The organism is Lelliottia sp. AC1, assembly GCF_023278595.1.
GTDB lineage: Bacteria > Pseudomonadota > Gammaproteobacteria > Enterobacterales > Enterobacteriaceae > Enterobacter > Enterobacter nimipressuralis.
In genome coordinates this window covers 2,235,792-2,251,242 of sequence record NZ_CP025699.1, presented here as the reverse complement: position 1 = coordinate 2,251,242, position 15,451 = coordinate 2,235,792, and the positions used below count along the sequence as shown (strand labels likewise).

16 protein-coding genes and 2 pseudogenes are annotated in these 15,451 nt (G+C 52.5%); 11 read left to right on the top strand and 7 right to left on the bottom strand.

Features of this window, described 5'->3' with window-relative positions; translation table 11 throughout:
- Nucleotides 1-168 precede the first annotated feature (168 nt).
- Both C0560_RS10705 and dsbG read left to right on the top strand, forming a co-directional pair.
- Entirely contained in the window at nt 169-1,383 is a 1,215-nt protein-coding gene (locus C0560_RS10705) for a diguanylate phosphodiesterase (RefSeq protein ID WP_102103739.1), read from the top strand.
- Nucleotides 1,384-1,552: 169 nt separating this feature from the next.
- Entirely contained in the window at nt 1,553-2,314 is a 762-nt protein-coding gene (gene dsbG, locus C0560_RS10700) for a thiol:disulfide interchange protein DsbG (RefSeq protein WP_248858495.1), read from the top strand.
- Nucleotides 2,315-2,321: 7 nt separating this feature from the next.
- On the opposite strand, the gene C0560_RS10695 is transcribed toward dsbG, so the two are convergent.
- Nucleotides 2,322-3,626 (bottom strand): glycoside hydrolase family 10 protein, encoded by a 1,305-nt coding sequence (locus C0560_RS10695; protein WP_181827891.1) that lies wholly within the window; start codon nt 3,624-3,626, stop codon nt 2,322-2,324.
- A gap of 6 nt (nt 3,627-3,632) precedes the next feature.
- Nucleotides 3,633-3,920, bottom strand: coding sequence for a VF530 family DNA-binding protein (locus C0560_RS10690; protein WP_107703553.1), 288 nt, complete (start codon nt 3,918-3,920; stop codon nt 3,633-3,635).
- 285 nt (nt 3,921-4,205) lie between these two features.
- On the opposite strand from C0560_RS10690, the gene C0560_RS10685 reads away from it, so the two are divergent.
- The 4 genes and pseudogenes from C0560_RS10685 to C0560_RS10670 all read left to right on the top strand — a co-directional run bounded on the left by C0560_RS10685 (nt 4,206) and on the right by C0560_RS10670 (nt 8,611).
- Nucleotides 4,206-5,201 (top strand): alpha/beta fold hydrolase, encoded by a 996-nt coding sequence (locus C0560_RS10685; RefSeq protein WP_100780140.1) that lies wholly within the window; start codon nt 4,206-4,208, stop codon nt 5,199-5,201.
- A gap of 44 nt (nt 5,202-5,245) precedes the next feature.
- A complete protein-coding gene (locus C0560_RS10680) occupies nt 5,246-5,986 on the top strand; it encodes a response regulator (protein WP_248858494.1) in 741 nt (246 codons plus the stop codon).
- Complete coding sequence (locus C0560_RS10675) at nt 5,983-7,281, top strand: ATP-binding protein (protein WP_248858493.1); 1,299 nt, start codon at nt 5,983-5,985, stop codon at nt 7,279-7,281. Before C0560_RS10680 ends, C0560_RS10675 begins: the two co-directional genes overlap by 4 nt.
- 137 nt (nt 7,282-7,418) lie before the next feature.
- Nucleotides 7,419-8,611, top strand: a pseudogene (locus C0560_RS10670) (cytochrome c biogenesis protein/redoxin).
- A 44-nt stretch (nt 8,612-8,655) separates the two neighbouring features.
- Here C0560_RS10670 and C0560_RS21025 read toward each other — a convergent pair.
- Nucleotides 8,656-8,737, bottom strand: a pseudogene (locus C0560_RS21025) (trans-aconitate 2-methyltransferase); the annotation flags it as partial.
- Nucleotides 8,738-8,809: 72 nt separating this feature from the next.
- Complete coding sequence (locus C0560_RS10665; protein ID WP_100780147.1) at nt 8,810-9,394, bottom strand: NUDIX domain-containing protein; 585 nt, start codon at nt 9,392-9,394, stop codon at nt 8,810-8,812.
- An 86-nt stretch (nt 9,395-9,480) separates the two neighbouring features.
- Between C0560_RS10665 and C0560_RS10660 the strand changes: the two genes are divergently transcribed.
- On the top strand, nt 9,481-10,254 hold the full coding sequence (locus C0560_RS10660) for a DeoR/GlpR family DNA-binding transcription regulator (RefSeq protein ID WP_248858492.1): 774 nt from the start codon (nt 9,481-9,483) through the stop codon (nt 10,252-10,254).
- A 53-nt stretch (nt 10,255-10,307) separates the two neighbouring features.
- On the opposite strand, the gene C0560_RS10655 is transcribed toward C0560_RS10660, so the two are convergent.
- Both C0560_RS10655 and arsH read right to left on the bottom strand, forming a co-directional pair.
- On the bottom strand, nt 10,308-10,670 hold the full coding sequence (locus tag C0560_RS10655) for a DUF4406 domain-containing protein (protein WP_181827886.1): 363 nt from the start codon (nt 10,668-10,670) through the stop codon (nt 10,308-10,310).
- Between the two features lie 306 nt (nt 10,671-10,976).
- Nucleotides 10,977-11,684, bottom strand: a complete 708-nt coding sequence (gene arsH, locus C0560_RS10650) for an arsenical resistance protein ArsH (RefSeq protein WP_248858491.1) — start codon at nt 11,682-11,684, stop codon at nt 10,977-10,979.
- Nucleotides 11,685-11,771: 87 nt separating this feature from the next.
- Between arsH and C0560_RS10645 the strand changes: the two genes are divergently transcribed.
- From C0560_RS10645 to C0560_RS10630, 4 genes are all read left to right on the top strand, one after another.
- Nucleotides 11,772-12,092, top strand: a complete 321-nt coding sequence (locus tag C0560_RS10645; RefSeq protein ID WP_123427901.1) for a metalloregulator ArsR/SmtB family transcription factor — start codon at nt 11,772-11,774, stop codon at nt 12,090-12,092.
- 45 nt (nt 12,093-12,137) lie between these two features.
- Nucleotides 12,138-13,427 (top strand): arsenic transporter, encoded by a 1,290-nt coding sequence (locus C0560_RS10640; RefSeq protein WP_248858490.1) that lies wholly within the window; start codon nt 12,138-12,140, stop codon nt 13,425-13,427.
- A 12-nt stretch (nt 13,428-13,439) separates the two neighbouring features.
- Nucleotides 13,440-13,868 (top strand): glutaredoxin-dependent arsenate reductase, encoded by a 429-nt coding sequence (gene arsC / locus C0560_RS10635; protein WP_248858489.1) that lies wholly within the window; start codon nt 13,440-13,442, stop codon nt 13,866-13,868.
- A gap of 173 nt (nt 13,869-14,041) precedes the next feature.
- Nucleotides 14,042-14,566: a lipocalin family protein gene (locus C0560_RS10630; protein ID WP_102103728.1), complete on the top strand. Its 525-nt coding sequence runs from the start codon at nt 14,042-14,044 to the stop codon at nt 14,564-14,566.
- A 95-nt stretch (nt 14,567-14,661) separates the two neighbouring features.
- Here C0560_RS10630 and C0560_RS10625 read toward each other — a convergent pair whose 3' ends face one another.
- Nucleotides 14,662-15,432, bottom strand: a complete 771-nt coding sequence (locus C0560_RS10625) for a (S)-acetoin forming diacetyl reductase (protein WP_248858487.1) — start codon at nt 15,430-15,432, stop codon at nt 14,662-14,664.
- Between the last annotated feature and the right edge of the window lie 19 nt (nt 15,433-15,451).

Here is a 15,451-nt window from a genome sequence, read left to right as displayed (position 1 = left end):
CCTTGCGGGGATAAAGAGGGCAAAGTGACAATTACTACATTTGGGCTGGTTATGTTTGTACTAAAAAATCTGAAAATGATTTGTTGAGGCAATATTATTAGTCGACGGCTATAAATTATGATAAACAATCGCTTAAAGGCGAAATTATCATGGCGAGACTGACTTACCGTGCTGACTACACTCATTTATCGAAGCCAGTTAAATTCATCCTGTGAACCATTCGAGCTCATTTCACTGGTCGAAAAAGCAAAACAGCGTAATGCCGGGCTAAACATTACCGGCATTCTGCTGTTTAACGGCGCGGAGTTTCTGCAAATCCTTGAGGGGAAAGAAGAGAACGTCGTTACGCTTTTCCAGAAAATCCGGGCTGACAAACGGCATAACGGCGTCGTGGAACTGATGCGCGATTACGGTCCACGCCGTCGCTTCGAAAACGTTGGCATGCTGCTGTTCGACCTGCAGGTAGATACGCCAAAATCCGTGCTGCAATCGGTGCTGCGCTACAGCAAACTCGAAAGCTATCTCACTTCTGAAGATCGGGTATTTAAATTCATTCAGCGTTTTATTACGCATAAAAAGCAGCCTGGTGCGAACGATGCATTTCGCCCCGAAAGCTGGAAGCTGGAATCAGAACTGGCGCCTTTTGGACGAGGCGTCGAAGGGTTAATGACAAACCAGATATGCCAGTTTGCTTTCCAGCCGATTGTTGAGCCTTCCGAGGGGAAAATCACCTCCCTGGAGGCGTTGATTCGCGGCAATGACGGGGGAAGCCCAGAGCGATTCTTTAACGCCATTCATCCCGACAAACTCTATGAAATCGATCTTCAGACCAAAGCCTATGTCTTTGCGCTGGCAGAAAAAATCGGTATTGGCAGTCATAAGATCGCCATCAATCTGCTGCCAGGCTCACTAATCAATGTGCCCGATGCGGTAAGTTTCCTGCTGGAAAATATCGCGAAACACCATCTTTTGCCTGAGCAAGTGGTGGTGGAAGTGACGGAAAACGAGATGATTTCCGGCTTTAAACAGTTTAATAGCGCCATCAAACAACTGCGGGCAGCGGGGATCGGTCTGGCTATCGACGATTTCGGTTCGGGATATGCCGGGCTGTCGCTGCTCACCAAATTCCAGCCGGATAAGATCAAAATTGATCGGGAAATTGTCAGCGATATTCACCTCAGCGGCCCGAAGCAGGCGATCGTGAAATCGATTGTCAGCTGCTGTACCGATCTGGAAATTACGCTGGTGGCAGAAGGTATCGAGAAGATGGAAGAGTGGTGCTGGCTGGAATCGGCCGGGATCAGACGTTTCCAGGGCTTCCTGTTCTCTCGTCCGCAGCTCAACGGTGTCGGGGATATTCACTGGCCACTGATGACGCATTAACGCGCGATGAAATTTTTCTCTCCGCATATATAAACGCCTGGTTGTAAGCAGGGGACTGGCGCTTATTGGTTCAGGAAAAAAGTGACAAAGACAAAACCTTACACACCAGGTAAGGGGATATCCATCGTTATGGTCTATTATCGGTGCGTCTTCTTTTTACAGGTGTGTTATGCGCAATCTTCTTCTTATGACCACATGGTTTATTCCCGCGCTGGCCATGGCAGCCAGCGATATTCCGCCGATTGTGAAGCAGTTTGGTGAGCAGCAGGGCATTCATAATATCAAAGAAATTGATGCTCCCGGCGGAGTAAAAAGCTGGATCGGGCAGTATCAGGACATGGGCGTCACGCTGTTTATGACGCCTGACGGGAAGCATATTATCTCTGGTTATCTTTATGATGATAAAGGGAAAAACATCAGCGAAGCCTATTTCCAGAAAGAGATTTACATCCCGTTAGGCCGTCAGATGTGGGATACGCTCAACAAAACGCAGCCGTTGAAAGAGGGCGCACAGACTGCCTCCCGGAAGGTGTATGTTTTTGCCGATCCGTTCTGCCCGTACTGCAAAAAATTCTGGGCCGAAGCCCAGCCGTGGGTAAAAGCCGGGAAAGTGCAGTTAAATACGCTGCTGGTGGCGTTTTTGAATCCGAAAAGTGGCCCAAATGCGACAGCCATTCTGAATGCAGCCGATCCGGTCGCGGCGTGGAAAGAGTATGAACTCTCCGGCGGTAAAATTCTGCCGGAGCTGAAGGGCACCTCATCGCGAGAGACCTTCAATTTGCTCCAGCAGCACCAGAAATTGATGGATGAGCTGGGCGCAAACGCTACGCCCGCAATCTATTACATGAATGACCGAAACGAGTTGCAGCAGGTGGTCGGGATGCCCGATCAGAAGCAATTACTGGAAATGTTCGGTCCAAAACCCGACTAGCCGGGGTTCACGAACCCCAGCGAGTTTTGATGTAGCTGACCGCTTCCTGCGCCTGCGGCTGGTTGAGATAGTCCTCTCTGAACAGAATCGTACCGTCGATGTGCGGTACCGATTCGTTCAAATCGAGCTGTTTTTTCAGCTCCGGCACACCGCCATTAACGGTCCAGTCTGGCTCATTTTTAGATCGTTCACCCACTTTATACAGCGCGACACCAATATAAAGGCGCGTGTTGGTCGGCTTAACGACGTCTGCCCACCATTTTGCCAGCACATCATAACGCGCGGCTTTGCGTGAGAAGGGCCAATATACCTGAGGCGCAATATAATCCAGGAGACCTTGCTTCACCCAAAGACGGGTATCGGCAAAGGCTTCGTCATAGGCTGCGGCACCGGACGTTTCGGATCCTAACGGATCGTGGGAGCGATTACGCCAGACGCCCGCAGGGCTGACGCCAAATTCGACGCCGGGATTCAGCTGCTTAATCGAGCGCGAAACTTGTTCAATGAGCTGTTGGGTGTTGTGTCGGCGCCAGTCGGCTTTTGACGCAAACCCGGCACCATATTTCTGGAACGTCTGATAGTCATTGAGCGTCGAGCCTGGCGTTTCGGTGTAGAAATAGTCATCGAACTGCACACCATCGACCGGATAACGTGAAACGACTTCGGCCACAATACTGGTGATCCAGTCGCGGGCTTCAGGAATACCCGGGTCGAGCACGTAGCGATCGCTGGCGGTGCGGATCCAGTCGCGATGCAGAACAAACACGCTGGCCGGATTGAGTGAAATCGTGCGATTCAGTTCCGCGACTGTGCTCGGTTTAGTATTGGTCGTGACCCGGTAAGGGTTAAACCAGGCGTGGACTTTCATACCGCGTTTGTGCGCTTCGTCGAGCATAAACATCAGCGGGTCGTAGCCTGGATCTTGTCCGACGTGTCCGGTGAGCGTGTCAGACCAGGGTAAAATCTTTGACGGCCACAGCGCCGTGCCATCCGGTTTGACCTGGAAAAATACCGTGTTAATACCGAGGCTTTTCAGCTTATCGAGCTTATCGGTCAGCGCTTTTTGCTGCACGCTGTTGCGGGTAGCTGGGTTGCTGATATTGACGGAGGAGACCGGCGGCCAGTCGAGACGAGACACGGTCGCCAGCCAAATGCCGCGCATCGGGCCATGATCACGTGATTTATCAGGCAGTGGATGTTTGGTCACCGGCGGAAGCGGGGTGACTAAGGAAACCGGCGGTTTGGATGAGCAGCTGGCGAGCAGCAGCGCGAGAAGAATAAGTGCGCCAGAACGTTTAACGTGTAAGGGCATCTGATGTTAACTCTTTTTCAGTCGGCTGTTAGCCCAAGGGTCATCATGAAGCGGGTCAGATTCTTCAGGTGCCGCATCGTCCAGCGAGTCCAGATACAGGGCTTCAACTTCAGCACGTGCCCAGGGAGTACGACGCAAAAACTTCAGACTCGATTTAACGCTAGGGTCGCTTTTAAAACAGTTAATGTTGATCAGTTTGCCCAACTGAACCCAACCGTAACGGGCAACCAGTGCGTTGACTTGCATTTCAAGCGTAACGCCATGCAAAGGATCTTTGGAAATATGAGCTGCCATAGTGAAGTCCGGTTTCTGCTGTGAGTCGTCAAGGAGTGCAAGGGAAGGGTACAAGAAAGTCCGGTTATCGGCAAACAATCCAGGGGCTTTTCGCATTGGCGAAGCCGACGATTATGTTCGTTATCGCGTCTCGCGTTAAGACGCAATGACCTGTTATTTGTATCACACTGTATCAACGTCTCTGATACATACACAGGCTTGCAATAAAGGCCCATTCGCACATATCCGTTATACAAACCGATGTTGTTATATCCCCGTGAATCGCACTCAATCGGAGATAAGAACATGTTCAGCAAACTCGCATACTCAACTCTGGCGTTAACCGTTTCTCTTGGTACCGTCATATCCTGTCAGGCCGAAGCAACCGGTACTGATTTCGCGACGGCTTTTGATCATCCTCAGCAGATTAACGCCGGCGACCTTAACGTCGGTTATGTCGACATCGGGCCGAAAAATGGTCAACCGATCATTTTATTACACGGCTGGCCCTACGATATTCATAGTTATGCGCAAGTCGCTCCCGCGCTTGCAGCCAAAGGATATCGGGTGATTGTGCCGTCTCTACGTGGCTACGGAACTACTCGTTTCCTCTCAGATAAAACGCCGCGTAACGGCCAGCCTTCGGCCATGGCGAAAGACGTTGTGAACCTGATGGATGCCCTGAACATCAAGCAGGCCGTTTTTGCAGGATACGACTGGGGTGCCCGTACGGCGGACATCGTCGCGGCGCTGTGGCCAGAGCGCGTTAAATCGCTGGTCTCCGTCAGTGGATACCTGATCAGCAGCCAGCAGATTGGCAAACAACCCTTACCGCCGAAAGCAGAAGTTCAGTGGTGGTATCAGTTCTATTTCGCCACTGAACGTGGCGCTGAAGGCTATGCCAAAAACACCCATGACTTCGCCCGTTTGATCTGGTCACAGGCATCACCTGACTGGAAATTTAGCGATGCAACGTTTGACGCCAGTGCTAAATCCCTTGATAACCCGGACCATGTCGCGGTGACGCTCAGTAACTATCGCTGGCGTTTAGGGCTGGAAAAAGGGGAGCGCAAATACGACAGCTATGAGCAAAAACTGGCAACGCTTCCGAATATTACCGTCCCGACGATCACCATCGAAGGCGGAAACAACGGGGCGCCGCATCCTGCTCCACAGGCCTACGCCGGGAAATTCACCGGTAAATATGAACACCGTACCTTTGGCAAAACCGTAGGTCACAATCCACCGCAGGAAGATCCGCAGGATTTCGTTAACGCAGTTGTTGACGCTGATAAACTCTGAAACGTGCTATTTTCAATACGTTACCCTTCAGTCTGGAGATTACTGTGGAGCATATTGATCATATCCTTGTCGTCGATGACGACAGGGATATTCGTGAGCTGATTGTCGATTACCTCGTTAAGGCCGGATATCGCGCCTCCGGCGCGGCAAATGGCAAAGAGATGCGAGTTGTGCTTGATAAACAGCATATCGATCTTGTGGTGCTGGATGTCATGATGCCCGGCGATGACGGATTAACGTTGTGTCGTCAGCTCCGAAGCAGTAAACATAATGACTTGCCCATTCTGATGCTCACGGCGCGTAACGAGGAAACAGACCGGATCCTGGGGCTAGAGATGGGCGCAGACGATTACGTCGTGAAGCCTTTTGTTGCACGCGAGTTACTCGCGCGGATAAAAGCCATTTTACGTCGTTTCCGCACAATGCCCCCCAATTTACAGGTGACAGAGGCCGGGCGACTGGTCACGTTCGGTGAATGGCAGCTGGACACCGTGGCCCGTCATTTAATCGACAGTGAAGGGATGGTGGTGGCGCTCAGTGGGGCGGAATATCGTTTGCTGCGCGTGTTCCTCGATCACCCTCAGCGCGTCCTGACCCGGGATCAACTGCTCAATCTGACCCAGGGGCGCGATGCCGAGCTTTTTGAACGATCGATTGATCTGCTGGTGAGCCGGGTTCGTCAGCGTCTGAATGAAGATGCCCGCACGCCGGCCTATATAAAGACCGTGCGCAGTGAAGGCTATGTTTTTACAATGCCGGTGACCATAAAAGAGGCCAATGAATGACGCTTTGGCCACGCTCGTTGCTGTCCCGACTGTTGGTCATTGTGCTGGCTGGACTCTTACTGGCCAATACCCTCAGCCTGACGCTGGTGATGGTTGAACGCATGCACAGCGCCCGCGCCGTAATGCTGGGTAATCTGGAAAACGATGTTGCCACCAGCGTGGCCATTCTTGACAGGCTGCCCGCTCGGGAGCGGGAAGCCTGGCTGCCGCGGCTTGAGCGCGGTAACTATCGCTATATTCTTGGGCCAGGAGAACCGGGCGCACCGCCTGAGGATAAGCGTTCACGCGATGCCATTCGAACGCTAAAAGAGACCCTTGCGGCTGATCATCCGCTCACGTTTACCGCCGTTCCCGGTCCCATTTCCCATATTCAGGCGCATCTCACCTTACGCGATGGCGCACCGTTAACCATCGATCTGACACCACGCATGCCACCAGTCGCCAGCTGGTTACCTGTCGTGCTGGTATTGCAGCTGCTGCTGCTTGCGGCCTGCGCCTTGATCGCCGTTCGTCAGGTGATTCGACCTTTTTCACAGTTTACCCGTGCGGTTGAAGCGCTTGACCCGGCGGCAAACACACCAATGAAGGAGAAGGGGCCGGTAGAAGTGCAAAGAGCCGCGCATGCCTTTAACGCGATGCAGGCGCGTATTCAATCCTATCTCCGCGAACGCGCGCAGATCCTGGCATCTATTTCTCACGATCTGCAGACGCCCATCACGCGCATGAAATTGCGCGTCGAGATGAGCGAACAACCTGAGTTACGCGACAAGTTATTGAACGACCTCGATAACATGACCCGTCTGGTGCGGGAGGGGATTGCCTATGCCCGGTCATCAGAATCCCTGAAGGAAACCTCGCTGAAGCTGGAGCTGAATGCCTGGGTAAATAGCATTGCCTGTGATTATCAGGACATTGGTAAAAACGTGCAGTTTCAGGCAAACGACACCCGCCTGCCGATAGTGACTCGGCCGCAGGCACTTCGCCGGGTGATGACCAACCTCCTGGATAACGCGCTTAAGTTTGGTGGCTATGCCGTTATTGAGATTGATGATTCTTCTGCCGGAGACATTGCTATCCATATTCTGGATGGCGGGCCGGGGATACCTGATGCTGAACTCGACGCGGTATTGCAGCCTTTTTATCGGGTAGAAACATCGCGTAACCGTGATACCGGCGGAACCGGCCTGGGGCTGGCGATTGCCGCGCAGCTGACCGCGCAGCTTGACGGGAAACTGCGGCTGGCAAACCGGCCTGAAGGCGGGCTGAAGGTCACGGTAACACTACCGCGTCGCTAATTGTACGGTTTTGTATCCGGTTTCGTTAGCGATACGAGAGCAGACAAATCGCCCCTTTTTGCACACATCCCAAACACATCCTTACGATGAAATACCCTCACTGCAGCATCGCAGGCCATCTGTAATGTGAGGTTTCTATGTTTTTGATAATCGCTTTTCTGGGCGGGATGATAAGCCTGCTCAGTCCATGTACGCTCCCGGTGATTCCTCTTCTGTTTGCCGGTTTTCAGGGGCAGCGAAGACATATCCTGGCTCTGCTGGCAGGGATGATCGTGATGTTTACCGTGGTGGCGATGGTTGTCACTGTTGCCAGCGAATGGATCACGGATGCCACGATAATAGGGCGCTGGTTGGCACTCATTATTCTGGCTACGGCCGCGCTGGCCTTAATTTTCCCGTCATTCGCCCAGCGTATAGCCGGGCCTGCGGTCAACGCGGGCAATATATCCTCAACACCCGCAGCGGACAAACGCGTGGAATGTTTTCCGCTTTCCTGGCCGGACTTGCCGTCGGTCTGCTCTGGTCTCCCTGTGCCGGACCGATCCTCGGGGCTATTTTCAGTATCAATATTGCGGGTCATTCGACCATCACCACCGGCGCGCTGTTGGCGGCGTATGGCAGCGGATGTGCGCTTATGCTGAGCCTGCTTATGGCCGGTGGTCGAAAATTGATGGCACCGCTGCGGGCCAAATCAGCGCTGATGGAGAGATTGCGCAAGGGGGCGGGTGTGGTGATGTTAGCGGCTGTTGCGTTCAACGCCACGGGGATGAACTCGGTGCTGAAAGGTGCAAATGGAGTGGCAGACCGTCTTGAAACGACGCTGCTGACCCTGGCGAAGCCCGCCACTGCCCCAGTAAAACTGCGGCCAGTTGTAATGAACGAACCCATCAGTCAGTTGCCTTCGTTAAGTGGAGGAACCGGGTGGATTAATGGTGACCCTGTCACGTCTGAGTCATTGCGGGGTAAAGTTGTACTGATTGATTTCTGGACCTGGGACTGTATCAACTGCCAGCATACGCTCCCGCATGTCCGCGACTGGGCCACACGATATCAGTCCCAGGGTCTGGTGGTAATCGGCGTGCATACGCCTGAATATCCGTGGGAAAAACCGCTCTCGTCGGTGAAAAACTCGGTGAAGAAATGGGGACTGCCGTATCGGGTCGTGACGGATGATAACTACGAGATCTGGAACGCCTTCGGAAACCAGTACTGGCCAGCACATTACTATTTCGATGCCAAAGGGCAGTTACGTTATACCTCTTTTGGCGAAGGTAACTATGAACAGCAGGAAAACGTTATCCAGCAACTGCTTAAAGAGGCTCGGTCATAACGTTGCTCAGGACCGACGTTGAGCGATGACACGTCATCCAGGGGAATTCTGGCGAGCAATTCAGCGGCGGGGCCGAATACGTTCGGCTCCGCGTCGCAGGTGAAGGGAAGGGTTCCAGTCGGCCATTTTTGCATCTCCGTTGTGCATGCTTAACACCCGCAGACACCTGCACTGCGGCAGGTATCTGTCCTACGGCATTTACAGAATGCCTTTCAGGGCAACATGATAAAGCAGCATGATGGTTTTCCCGTCGACAATCCTGCCCGTTTCAATGCCGCGCAGTGCCTCTTCCAGCGTCATTTCCAGTACGTCGATATCTTCACCCTCCGCTTTGAGTCCACCGCCTTCACTGGTTTTGTCTTTCAGCTGGTATTCGGCGAGATAAAAATAGAGTTTTTCAGTGACGGAACCTGGGCTCATGTAAGCTTCAAAAATTTTCTCAACGCGGGAAACGCTATAGCCGGTCTCTTCCTCCGCTTCTGCTTTAATCCGGCTTTCCGGATCCATGTTATCGAGCAAGCCCGCAGCAGCTTCAATAAGGTCATCTTCGTGCCCGTTAATAAAGACAGGGAAGCGGAACTGGCGGGTCAGGATCACTGTCTTTTTATCCCGGTTATAAAGCAGGATGGTGGCTCCGTTTCCCCGGTCGTAAACTTCGCGATTTTGCCGCTGCCATTCACCATCGCGTCGCTGCAGATCAAAGGTATATTTTTTCAGGATGTACCAGTTATCTGACAGTGTCTCACTTTCTATGATGCGTACATCTGCACGTTTTGATTGCACGTTTGTTCCTCCTTACGTAGAGTAATTATCATAAACAGCATTGTCGTGCAGTTTCAAGACTAATCGTGCAATATCAGGAATTCCTTATGCTCACAACACAGCGAAAACAATTGATCCTTGAAAAGCTCGAGGCTGAAGGTCAGGTCCAGTCGAAAGCGCTCAGCACGCTCTTCGCGGTGTCTGAAGACACCATTCGGCGTGATTTACGCGAGCTGGCGGCAGAAGGGCGTTTACAGCGAGTTCACGGTGGAGCGCTGCCGTCATCCTCGGCCATTGCTCCGTTTGCTGAGCGTAAGTCGGTAAAGATGGATGCCAAGAAAAATGTCGCCCGTAAAGGTGCGCAGCTGATTTCTGACGGCCAGGTGGTGATCATTGACGGCGGCACGACCACTTCAGAGCTGATTACATTTTTACCTCCTGATTTGAAGATAACCGTGGTCACGCACAGCCCAGGCATTGCGCTGGGACTTGTCGAACATCCCTCCATTGAGGTTATCCTGATCGGTGGTCGTCTGTATAAACACTCTATTGTTACGGTCGGCGCGGCTGCTATCGAAGGCATCGAAAAAATCCATGCGGACCTGTTCTTTATGGGAGTGACCGGCATCCATCCTGATGCGGGCCTGACGACCGGAGATTTTGAAGAGGCGAGCATCAAACGTGCATTTTCCGGCAGAGCCGCCGAAACGGTTGTGCTGGCTTCCCCCGAAAAAATCAATACCGCGTCATCTTTTGTGATTGGTGATCTTTCGCTGGTGAACACCATTGTCGTTGAAGACGATACCGATAGAGCCTGGATTAACGCGGTAAAAGAAAAGGGGATATCCGTGGTGATGACCTCAGAATTGGAAGTGGCCTAAGAAAAGCCTTTATGGTCCGGCCTGTCGGTACTCCGACAGGCTGGCAGATAACATCAAACCAGTGGGATATCCTCAAGCGCAGTGTAAATCTTAAGCCCCAGCGTTTGCGCCACCTCTATGTCCATATCGGCACCTTTGGACGCGCCGGCAATCCGGTAGATAGCATCACATTTTGCAATGAGTCGGTGCGCGACGGGATACAACATGGCTTCACTGATTTCATCATCCATCGATTTCGAGCCAGCCATTTTTGCCAACGGTAAGGCCAGCCATTCGCCAATAACCGGAACGTGTCCACGTTGATAGACGGCTAACGCCGCGTTTTCAAGACGGGCAAGGTTTTCATCAATGCGCGCCTGCACGCCATCGGTGCCGCTACGATAGGGGCCGGCGATTAAAATCAACTGTTGTGTCATATCAACCTCAGTAAGTCAGAGTGCATGAGTTTGCACGTTTGTGCGTATTTTGTTTCGAGGTTTATATTAATCGTCAGTTACGTGCAGTTTCAAGTGATATCGTGCATCAGGGGGGAGTTAAGACAGTTGCAGAAGAGTAGAGCTGGTCTGGTAATGCGTTTGTTTTATTAAATCCCTAATTTAACATAATATACATTATGCGCACCAATCATATAACCACTCAAATCTGCCATCCACATCAGGCTGATTATGTACAACCGGAGTTCGCTCAATCCGGTCTTTTCCGCATCCCTCTGAAATCGATTCTCAGATTTTTGCCTGATTCACTCGCGCCGACAGCGCCTGGTGATTCTCTTTTCTTTCGCTGTACCTGTCGGACAGATAACCTGCGTGTCTTTTAAGAATCAGCGTGATTTTATAAAGCTCTTCTGTGACATCCACAATTCGATCGTACCAGGCTGACGGTTTCATCCGTCCTTCTTCATCAAACTCCTGCCACGCCTTGGGCACTGACGACTGATTTGGAATGGTGAACATTCGCATCCAGCGACCAAGGATTCGCATCTGGTTGACGGTATTGAATGATTGCGAGCCTCCGCAAACCTGCATCACGGCCAGCGTTTTTCCCTGGGACGGCCGAACCGCGCCTTCACTCAGCGGTATCCAGTCAATTTGCGCTTTCATCACCGAACTCATTGCGCCATGCCTTTCGGGAGAACTCCAGACCATCCCGTCACACCATCTGACCAGCGCCCGCAGTTCGAGCACTTTCGGATGGGTTTCCGGTGCGTCGTCCGGCAATGGCAGACCCGATGGATTAAATATCTTCAGGTCGGCGCCCATTTCGGTCAATAACCGCCCCGCTTCTTCTGCGGCAAACCGGCTGTAGGAACGCTCCCGAATGGATCCGTAGAGAATCAGAATGCGTGGCGGCGTTGTTGGGTCACTGCCTGAAATTTTGCTGGTGACCGTATCATCAAAGAATTGTGGTTCGATGGCGGGTAAATGTTTCATGAAATGGCTCCGTTCTTAAACGCTGTACTTTTAAAGTTATCATATATGGATTAGCATATGTGTTGTCAAATCTTATCGAGGTGCAACATGCTACAGCCTGTTCAGCTTTTTAAATTACTTTCTGATGAAACCCGTTCAACGATCGTGATGTTGCTCAGGGAGTCCGGAGAGCTTTGCGTATGCGATATCTGTGCAGCAACGACAGAGTCTCAGCCCAAAATTTCACGCCACATGGCGTTATTACGTGAGGCCGGGCTGGTTTCCGATCGTCGTGAAGGGAAATGGGTGCACTATCGCCTTTCGCCACATATGCCCGCGTGGGCGGCGGCGATTATTGACTCAGCCTGGAACTGTGAGCGTGAAAACATTCGCAACACGCTAAACAACGCTTCACCGGCTGCATGCTGAAATGCGTTTACATATTCGTCTGAATAGATATGAATGGAGTAACTGATGTTATTGGCCGGTGCAATTTTTCTGCTTACCCTCGTTCTGGTTATCTGGCAACCACGGGATCTGGGCATTGGCTGGAGCGCCATGCTGGGTGCAGGTCTGGCTTTACTGACGGGTGTCGTTCATCCCGAAGATATCCCGGTAGTCTGGCAAATCGTCTGGAACGCCACCGCCACGTTTATCGCCGTGATCATCATCAGTCTTCTTCTTGATGAATCCGGATTCTTTGAATGGGCCGCGCTGCATGTTGCCCGCTGGGGCAATGGCCGTGGCCGCCTGCTGTTCACCTGGATTATCCTGCTGGGTGCGATGGTGGCCGCGCTGTTCGCCAACGACGGTGCCGCGCTGATTTTGACCCCGATTGTAATCGCGATGCTCCTCGCGCTGGGTTTCAGCAAAGGCGCCACGCTGGCCTTTGTCATGGCGGCCGGATTTATCGCCGATACGGCCAGCCTGCCGCTGATCGTGTCAAACCTGGTGAATATCGTGTCGGCGGATTTCTTTAAACTGGGCTTTGCGGAATATGCCGCAGTGATGGTCCCGGTCAACCTTGCGGCGATTGCTACAACATTGGTTATGCTGCATGTGTTCTTTCGCAAAGAGATTCCCGCCGTTTATGACGTCTCTCTGTTGAAGCAACCGAAAATGGCCATTCGCGATGGCGCGACCTTTAAAATGGGCTGGCTGGTTCTGGTGCTGCTGTTAGTCGGATTCTTTGGTCTCGAACCGCTCGGCGTGCCGGTGAGCCTGGTTGCTGCCGTCGGTGCGCTGCTTCTGTTTGCCGTCGCGAAAAAAGGGCATGCCATAAATACCGGCAACGTGCTGCGTGGCGCGCCCTGGCAGATTGTGATCTTCTCGCTGGGCATGTACCTCGTGGTCTACGGCTTGCGCAATGCGGGCCTGACGCACGCCCTCTCTGCTCTGCTCAACCAACTGGCCGATCACGGTTTGTGGGCTGCGACACTCGGGACCGGATTCCTGACGGCGTTTCTCTCCTCCGTAATGAACAATATGCCAACCGTTCTGGTGGGTGCCCTGTCGATCGATGGCAGTACCGCGACCGGCGTCATCAAAGAGGCGATGATCTATGCCAACGTTATCGGCAGCGATCTGGGCCCCAAAATCACCCCGATTGGTAGCCTGGCGACACTGCTGTGGCTACACGTTCTGGCGCAGAAAAATATGACCATCACCTGGGGATATTACTTCCGGGTCGGGATCGTCATGACCATCCCGGTGCTATTTGTGACGCTGGTCGCGCTGGCGCTTCGCCTGTCTTTCACTGTGTAATGAGGTACTGATATGAGCAACATCACTATTTACCACAACCCAGCCTGCGGCACGTCGCGAAATACCCTTGAAATGATCCGCAACAGCGGGACGGAACCCAAGATTATCCTCTATCTGGATACCCCGCCCACGCGGAAAGAGCTGGTGAAACTGATTGCAGATATGGGGATCAGGGTTCGGGCGCTGTTACGCAAAAATGTCGAACCCTATGAGCAATTAGGGTTGGCAGACGACTCTTTCAGTGATGACCAGTTGATTGATTTCATGTTACAGCACCCTATTCTCATCAACCGGCCCATTGTCGTTACACCTCTGGGGACGCGTTTATGCAGGCCATCAGAGGTGGTGCTGGATATTTTGACGGAAGAGCAGCGCGGTGCGTTCACGAAAGAAGATGGTGAACCGGTTGTGGATGAACACGGAAAACAGATCAAGAAATAATGACTGTTCAAGGAAGCGCTCAGTTTTTCAGGCCCGTACAGAATAACCTGCGCAATCTTCGCTGTTCACCGTCAGCCGTCTTATCAGGAAATACTCAATTTTTTGTGATAATCATTCTGACCTGTTGTTTACACTACACTTAACTCCCGGTTACTAAAAAGAAAGGAGTTCGCATGAAACTATGGCCTGTGATGACGGGTATCGCTGTGGCGCTCACGCTGGTTGCATGTAAATCACCGACCCCACCAAAGGGCGTGAAGCCTGTCAGCGACTTTAACGCCAGCCGTTACCTCGGTAAATGGTATGAAATCGCGCGCCTGGAAAACCGCTTTGAAAAAGGGATGGAACAGGTTACAGCGACGTACGGTCTGCGTAGCGACGGGGGAATTACCGTACTCAACCGTGGATATGATCCGATTAAGAACAGGTGGAAAGAAAGTGAAGGGAAAGCGTACTTCACCGGAGCGCCCACCACTGCAGCGCTGAAAGTCTCGTTCTTTGGCCCGTTTTACGGCGGCTATAACGTGATTAAACTGGATAAGGATTACCAGCACGCACTGGTCAGCGGCCCGAATCGCGACTATTTATGGATCCTCTCTCGCTCAACAACCCTTCCAGAGACTGTCAAGCAGGACTTCCTCGCGACGGCGCGTGAGCTGGGCTTCCCGGTGGAACAGCTGGTCTGGGTCAAGCATTAAGGATTAGCAGATAGCGGGCGACAGAGAAAACCGCGCATAAAAAAAGCCCCTGCAATGATGCAGGGGAAACACATGTCAGAGCTTATCGTTATTTTTTAGTTAAACACCATTCCGCCGTCAATCAGCAAAGACTGACCGGTCATGTAGTTAGAATCAGGCCCTGCGAGGTAAGAGACGCAGGCGGCGACATCTTCCGGTTCGGACAAGCGGCCAAGCGTGATGCGTTTGGCGAAGGTTTCAGTGCCGTAGCCCGCCGGTTTGCCTGCGGCATCGGAAATCTGACGGTCAATCTCTTCCCACATCGGCGTTTTCACAATACCCGGGCAGTAGGCGTTAACGGTGATGCCGAGCGGAGCCAGGTCTCGCGCGGCGGTCTGCGTTAAGCCGCGTACGGCAAATTTGCTGGAACTGTAGACCGCCAGTTCAGGATTTCCCGTATGGCCCGCCTGGGAGCAGGCGTTGATGATCTTACCGCCGTGCCCCTCTTTGCGAAAAGCGTCAATCGCGGCCTGAATCCCCCAGATCACCCCTTTCACGTTGATGTTATAAACCCTGTCGACAATCTCAGGCGTGATCGACTCGATAGGCGTAGACGGCGCGATCCCGGCGTTATTGACGATCACATCGAAGCCACCCAGCGCCCTTCGGGCTTTCTCTACTGCCGCAAACACCTGCTCACGGTTCGATACATCCACCTTCACGGCAATGGCTTTGCCACCGTTACGGATGATTTCATCGGCGACGGCTTTTGCTGTTTCGCCGTTGTAATCGGCAATAGCAACCGCAAAACCGTCCTTCACCAGGCGAAGCGCAATCGCTTTACCAATTCCCTGACCGGAGCCTGTTACGAGAGCAACTTTATGCATGTTTTTGTCCTTAAGTAGT

Excerpts from the sequence above, each read along its gene's own strand:
- C0560_RS10640 (WP_248858490.1), top strand. The coding sequence starts at position 12,138 with ATGTTATTGGCCGGTGCAATTTTTCTGCTTACCCTCGTTCTGGTTATC.
- arsH (WP_248858491.1), bottom strand. The coding sequence starts at position 11,684 with ATGAAACATTTACCCGCCATCGAACCACAATTCTTTGATGATACGGTC.
- C0560_RS10685 (WP_100780140.1), top strand. The coding sequence starts at position 4,206 with ATGTTCAGCAAACTCGCATACTCAACTCTGGCGTTAACCGTTTCTCTT.
- C0560_RS10660 (WP_248858492.1), top strand. The coding sequence starts at position 9,481 with ATGCTCACAACACAGCGAAAACAATTGATCCTTGAAAAGCTCGAGGCT.
- C0560_RS10625 (WP_248858487.1), bottom strand. The coding sequence starts at position 15,432 with ATGCATAAAGTTGCTCTCGTAACAGGCTCCGGTCAGGGAATTGGTAAA.
- arsC (WP_248858489.1), top strand. The coding sequence starts at position 13,440 with ATGAGCAACATCACTATTTACCACAACCCAGCCTGCGGCACGTCGCGA.
- dsbG (WP_248858495.1), top strand. The coding sequence starts at position 1,553 with ATGCGCAATCTTCTTCTTATGACCACATGGTTTATTCCCGCGCTGGCC.
- C0560_RS10645 (WP_123427901.1), top strand. The coding sequence starts at position 11,772 with ATGCTACAGCCTGTTCAGCTTTTTAAATTACTTTCTGATGAAACCCGT.
- C0560_RS10695 (WP_181827891.1), bottom strand. The coding sequence starts at position 3,626 with ATGCCCTTACACGTTAAACGTTCTGGCGCACTTATTCTTCTCGCGCTG.
- C0560_RS10675 (WP_248858493.1), top strand. The coding sequence starts at position 5,983 with ATGACGCTTTGGCCACGCTCGTTGCTGTCCCGACTGTTGGTCATTGTG.
- C0560_RS10690 (WP_107703553.1), bottom strand. The coding sequence starts at position 3,920 with ATGGCAGCTCATATTTCCAAAGATCCTTTGCATGGCGTTACGCTTGAA.
- C0560_RS10630 (WP_102103728.1), top strand. The coding sequence starts at position 14,042 with ATGAAACTATGGCCTGTGATGACGGGTATCGCTGTGGCGCTCACGCTG.
- C0560_RS10655 (WP_181827886.1), bottom strand. The coding sequence starts at position 10,670 with ATGACACAACAGTTGATTTTAATCGCCGGCCCCTATCGTAGCGGCACC.